The 5,026-nt window shown below is 70.6% G+C and carries 7 protein-coding genes; 3 read left to right on the top strand and 4 right to left on the bottom strand.

The features are described 5' to 3' along the window. Positions 1-337: 337 nt before the first annotated feature. Positions 338-700 (bottom strand): ArsR/SmtB family transcription factor, encoded by a 363-nt coding sequence (locus M878_RS88695; RefSeq protein ID WP_023553269.1) that lies wholly within the window; start codon positions 698-700, stop codon positions 338-340. Positions 701-875: 175 nt separating this feature from the next. Next, on the bottom strand, positions 876-2,027 hold the full coding sequence (locus tag M878_RS000000101200; protein ID WP_023553268.1) for a TerD family protein: 1,152 nt from the start codon (positions 2,025-2,027) through the stop codon (positions 876-878). Positions 2,028-2,271: 244 nt separating this feature from the next. On the opposite strand from M878_RS000000101200, the gene M878_RS88685 reads away from it, so the two are divergent. Continuing rightward, a complete protein-coding gene (locus M878_RS88685) occupies positions 2,272-2,538 on the top strand; it encodes a GlsB/YeaQ/YmgE family stress response membrane protein (protein ID WP_023553267.1) in 267 nt (88 codons plus the stop codon). Between the two features lie 22 nt (positions 2,539-2,560). On the opposite strand, the gene M878_RS88680 is transcribed toward M878_RS88685, so the two are convergent. Both M878_RS88680 and M878_RS88675 read right to left on the bottom strand, forming a co-directional pair. Further along, on the bottom strand, positions 2,561-3,145 hold the full coding sequence (locus M878_RS88680; protein WP_023553266.1) for a TerD family protein: 585 nt from the start codon (positions 3,143-3,145) through the stop codon (positions 2,561-2,563). A 51-nt stretch (positions 3,146-3,196) separates the two neighbouring features. Beyond that, positions 3,197-3,772: a TerD family protein gene (locus M878_RS88675; protein ID WP_023553265.1), complete on the bottom strand. Its 576-nt coding sequence runs from the start codon at positions 3,770-3,772 to the stop codon at positions 3,197-3,199. A gap of 218 nt (positions 3,773-3,990) precedes the next feature. Here M878_RS88675 and M878_RS88670 point away from each other — a divergent pair, with 218 nt between their 5' ends. Together M878_RS88670 and M878_RS88665 are read left to right on the top strand one after the other, a co-directional pair. Beyond that, a complete protein-coding gene (locus M878_RS88670; protein ID WP_023553264.1) occupies positions 3,991-4,374 on the top strand; it encodes a BlaI/MecI/CopY family transcriptional regulator in 384 nt (127 codons plus the stop codon). Positions 4,375-4,380: 6 nt separating this feature from the next. Then, positions 4,381-5,026, top strand: a 646-nt coding sequence (locus M878_RS88665; RefSeq protein WP_023553263.1) for a M56 family metallopeptidase, incomplete at its 3' end; no start/stop codon positions are given.

Here is a 5,026-nt window from a genome sequence, read left to right as displayed (position 1 = left end):
CCCATGAACGGTCGGGCCCGTCAGACCGGTCCGTGGGGTGTACGGCCCAGCCCGCGCGGCGATGTACGGGCGGGCGGAGCGTGCCACTCCGCCTTGCTTGCGTGGTTGCGCAATCTAACAAACGAGCGGCCTCGAACAGCACAGATACACACACGATTCACAGCTGAGGTGCCTCATGGAACCTCTGTGCGGACCGGGCCGGTACGAGATCGGGAGTCTACGCGCCATACATAAGAACGGATATAAGAACGTAGCCGGGCCACATCCAGGAGGGGGCGAAACGCACACAGGGCCGTAAACGGACCGCGCAGGGCGGCCGTACGCGTGCGCGGTGCTCTCAGCCGCCCGTCCGGCGCAGGCCCTGGAAAGGCGTGGCGGCGTGACGCGAGCGCGCGGTCAGCTGGCCCACCATCACCCGGACCAGGGTCACGACGTCGGGGTCGTCGATGTAGTAGACCTGCCGGCGGCCCTCGCGGCGGGAGCGGACGAGTCCGGCCAGTTTCAGCTTCGCCAGGTGCTGACTGACCGCGGGCAGAGCGCCACCCACCCGGTCGGCGAGATGCGTGACATCGCTCTCCCCCTGCGCCAGGGCCCACATCAGGTGCAGCCGGGCGGAGGAGGCGAGCAGGCCGAACGCCGCCGCGGCCTCCGCCAGTACCTCGGCGGGTGGATCCTCGAAGCCGGCGGCGTTCTCCGTCACAGTCTTCTCCCGTCCCCGCGTTCGTCACGACCGACGTACAGGCGCCCACCCAGTGTAGGCGGCGGGTTCCGGCGTTCGGGCGGCTGCGGGACGGCCCGCGTGGGAGCGCGGGCCAGGAGACATGGGGGAGGGCTCAGTCCTCCTGGCAGAGGACTCGATCCTCGCGGGAGAGGGCTCAGTCCTCCTCGTAGTAGTTGTTGACCACGACTTCCGGCTCATCGTCGTCGAACGCTTCGTTGAGCAGCGCGCCGCCGATGAGGCCGGCCGCGCCAGCGCCGATGAGCGCGCCCGTGCCGAAGCGCCGGCCACCGCCCTGCTGGTGGTGGTCGTGGTCGCCGTACGGCTGTCCGTACCCCTGCTGCGGGTACCCCTGCTGCGGATAGCCCTGCTGCGGATAGCCCTGTGCCACGGGCTGCGGATAGCCCTGCTGCGGCGGGGTGTAGAACGGCGGCGCCGTGGTCTGCACGCGCTGCGCGCAGGCGCCGCAGGTCTGGACGGGGCGGGGCACGCCCCACTGCGGGGACCAGGTCACGGTCGTGACGCCCGGGCCGTGATTGGGGTCGAAGAAGCAGGTCACAGTCGAACTCCCGGTGGGTTGCGGAGATGTGGCGGACGCCGGGGCCGGCGGTGCGACCGCCAGCGTTTTCGGCGGGACGGGCGGCGTAGCTGCACCGCCGGTCGGCTGCGGGGTGGTGACCGGGGCCGGACTCGGTGCCGGACTCGGTGCCGGACTCGGTGCCGGACTCGGTGCCGAGGGCGCCTCCCGCAGTACGGCGACGCCGTAGTCCGTGGCGATGCCGGCGAGGCCCGAGGCGTACCCCTGGCCGATCGCGCGGAACTTCCACTCCGCGCCGTGCCGGTACAGCTCGCCGAAGACGAGTGCCGTCTCGGTCGACAGGCCGCCAAGGGCGAGGTCGTAGCGGGCCATTTCGGCGCCGCTGTCCCGGTCGAGGACGCGGATGTGTGCCCGGTGCACCTGGCCGAAGGACTGACCTCGGCTCGTGCCCTCGTAGAGGGAGACGGGGAAGACGATCTTCTCGACCCGGTCCGGGACCCTGGTCAGGTCGATCTCGATGCGCTGGGCGTCGCCGTCGACCGGACTGGCGCCGCCGGAGTGGCGGACCGAACCGTCGGGACTGCTCAGGTTGTTGAAGAAGACGAAGTGCCCGTCGGACAGCACCTGGCCCGACTGGTCGCACAACAGCGCGCTGGCGTCCGGTTCGTACCCGGTGTTCGCCTGCCAGCCCAGCCCGACCGTCACCGCAGTCAGACCCGGGGCCTGCTTGCTCAGCGACACATTGCCGCCCTTGGTCAGGGACACACTCATCCACGTCCTCCGCAGTCGCTCACACTTACCGCGTCCATCATGATCAACGGTTCTGAGCCGCTATCGGTTCCACGATTGCGCAATGTCTTAATCATGTTGCAGAACCTTTACGGCTCATCACCAGGGGCCGAACCCGCTGCCCAGAGGGCCTCGACAACCCCCTAGGCTTGCGCGAACAGGCAAACCGCAGTGTCGGCGTCCGGCGCACCAGACGCGGATTCCGACCCGACTGAAGGACAACATCGTGGGCATCATCAGCTGGATCATCCTCGGCCTGCTCGCCGGAGCCATCGCCAAGATCCTGCTGCCCGGCCGCGACCCGGGCGGCCTGATCGGCACGACGCTGATCGGCATCGCGGGCGCCTTCGTCGGAGGCTGGCTCTCCTCCCACTTCCTCCACCGCCCGGTGGAGAAGCACTTCTTCGACCTCTATACCTGGGGCGCGGCGATCGGTGGCTCCCTGGTGCTGCTCATCGGCTACCGCCTGCTGTTCGGCAACTCCCGCGACTGACCCCGCTCCTGGAGTCCGCCGCTCAGAGATGGGCGGCGACGGCGGGCAGCAGGTCCTGGAACGTCCGTCCCGCGGCCGGCTCGCCCAGGGCCGTCAACTGCCAGCCGGAGCCGCCGCGGTGGAGCTTCGCCATGATCTGTGCCGTATACGCTCCACCGCCGCTGAGGGTGTAGCGGGCGAGTTCCTGGCCGGTGCGCTCGTCGACCAGCCGGCAGAACGCGTTCTGCACCTCGGTGAAGGTCTGCCCGGTGAACGAGTTGACCGTGAAGACGATCTGGTCGACATGGCCGGGGACGCGCGGCAGGTCCACCAGGATGACCTCGTCGTCATCCCCGGCGCCCGCGCCGCCGGTGAGGTTGTCGCCGAGGTGCCGCACCGAGCCGTCCTCGCTGACCAGATGCTGGAAGAAGACGACGTCCGTCAGCTGTCCGCCCGCGAACAGGAGGGCGGAGGCGTCCAGGTCGATCTCACGGGTGCCGGCCAGCTTGGCCAGGAACCCCTTGCGCGGTGCGGCCTGCCAGCCCAGGCCCATGCGGACGGCGGTCAGCGCACCGCCGTCGGACTTGCTCAGACTGATCCGCTGGCCCTTGCTCAGGTTGACCGACACCGGTCGCCTCGCTCTCTCTCGTTCTCTGGCCGTGCCGTATGCCGTACCGCGTCAGACGTTGACGCCGAAGTCGCCCGCGATGCCCGCGAGTCCGGAGGCGTAGCCCTGCCCGACGGCCCGGAACTTCCACTCGCCACCGGCCCGGTACAGCTCGCCGAAGACCATCGCGGTCTCGGTCGAGGCGTCCTCCGACAGGTCGTAGCGGGCGAGTTCGGCGCCGCCGGACTGGTTGACGACACGGATGAAGGCGTTGCGCACCTGGCCGAAGCTCTGGCCGCGCGCGTCGGCGTCGTGGATGGACACCGGGAAGACGATCCGGTCGACCTCGGCGGGCACCGCGGCGAGGTTCACCTTGAGGGTCTCGTCGTCTCCCTCGCCCTCGCCGGTGAGGTTGTCGCCGGTGTGCTCGACGGAGCCGTCCGGGCTGGTGAGGTTGTTGTAGAAGACGAAGTGACGGTCGGAGACGACCTTGCCCGAGTTGTTCAGCAGCAGGGCGGAGGCGTCGAGGTCGAAGCCGGCGCCCGTGGTGGTCCGCACGTCCCAGCCCAGTCCCACGAGTACCGCGCTCAGTCCCGGTGCCTCCTTGCTCAGCGACACGTTTCCGCCCTTGGCCAGGGAAACTCCCATGGTTCGTCCCTCCACGCTCACGATCGGTTCGGATCCGTGTCCCGAACCCGCTTTGAATCTACAACACTGTAGAATTTACGAGCCGTACGGTACGGCCGGACGCCGCCGCGCGCAGCGGAATCCGGCCAGGGGTGACCGCTCTGTACGATGTGACGTTCCTCCGGCACGAGGGGTTGAGGCGCGGCCCGGCAGAGCGGCCCGGCAGAAGGGAGACAGCGGTGACGGAGCCCGACACGCGCCGCCGGCGCAGGGCGCAGGGTGCGCTGGAAACACGGGTGCTCGCGGCGCTGCACGAGGCGGGGGCGCCGGTGACCGCGGGCTGGGTGCGGGAGCACCTGGCGGCCGACCTCGCCTACACGACGGTGATGACGGTGCTCGCGCGCCTGCTGGCGAAGAACGCCGTCACCCGCAGACGTGAGGGCCGGTCGTTCGTGTGGCTGCCCGCCGCGGACGAGGCGGGGCTCGCCGCGCTGAAGATGCGCAAGGTCCTGGACGGCGAGCAGGACCGCCGGGCGGTGCTGGCGAGTTTCCTCACCGCGCTGCCCGAGGGCGACGAGCAAGTGCTGCGCGAACTGCTGGACCAGGCCGCCGACGAGGACTGAGCACGCATGGGAATCTTCGCCCTCCTCCCCCTGATCCTGCCGCTCACGGCCTGGCCGATCGCGCGCCTGGCCGAGCAACGCCTCCATCCGCGCACCGCCACCCTGCTGCTGACCGGCGTCTCCACGGTGATGGCGCTGTGCAGCACGCTGTGTCTGGCGCTGCTGATGGTCGTCGGCACGGCCCAGCTGCCCGGCAATCCCCTGCCGGACGGCTGGTCGGACCCCGAGGTGCGCGAGAGCGTGCCCCGGCACGAGATCGCCGGGAAGGCCGCGATCCCCGCGCTGCTCGCGGTCGTGGCGAGCTGCGCCCGCGCCCTGTTGCGACACGGCCGGGTACGGCGCCGCGCCCACGCCGCGCTGCGGGGGCTGCCGCGCACGCCGGTGGCGGTGCTGCCCGACACCACGCCGTACGCCTACGCCCTGCCGGGCGGTCCCCGCGACCGGATCGTGGTGTCCACCGCGATGCTCGGCTGTCTCGCGTCCCGGGAGCGCCGCGCGCTGTTCGCGCACGAGCGCGCCCATCTCGCCGCCCGGCACCACCGGCACCTGCTGCTGGTCCAACTCGCCGCCTGCGCCAACCCGTTCCTCCGGCCGCTGCGGACCGCGGTCGCCTACACGGCGGAGCGCTGGGCGGACGAGGAGGCGGCCAGGG

This window comes from Streptomyces roseochromogenus subsp. oscitans DS 12.976 (genome assembly GCF_000497445.1).
GTDB classification, from domain to species: Bacteria; Actinomycetota; Actinomycetes; order Streptomycetales; family Streptomycetaceae; genus Streptomyces; species Streptomyces oscitans.
This window is presented reverse-complemented; position numbering and strand designations above follow the sequence as displayed.

Excerpts from the sequence above, each read along its gene's own strand:
- M878_RS000000101200 (WP_023553268.1), bottom strand. The coding sequence starts at position 2,027 with ATGAGTGTGTCCCTGACCAAGGGCGGCAATGTGTCGCTGAGCAAGCAG.
- M878_RS88675 (WP_023553265.1), bottom strand. The coding sequence starts at position 3,772 with ATGGGAGTTTCCCTGGCCAAGGGCGGAAACGTGTCGCTGAGCAAGGAG.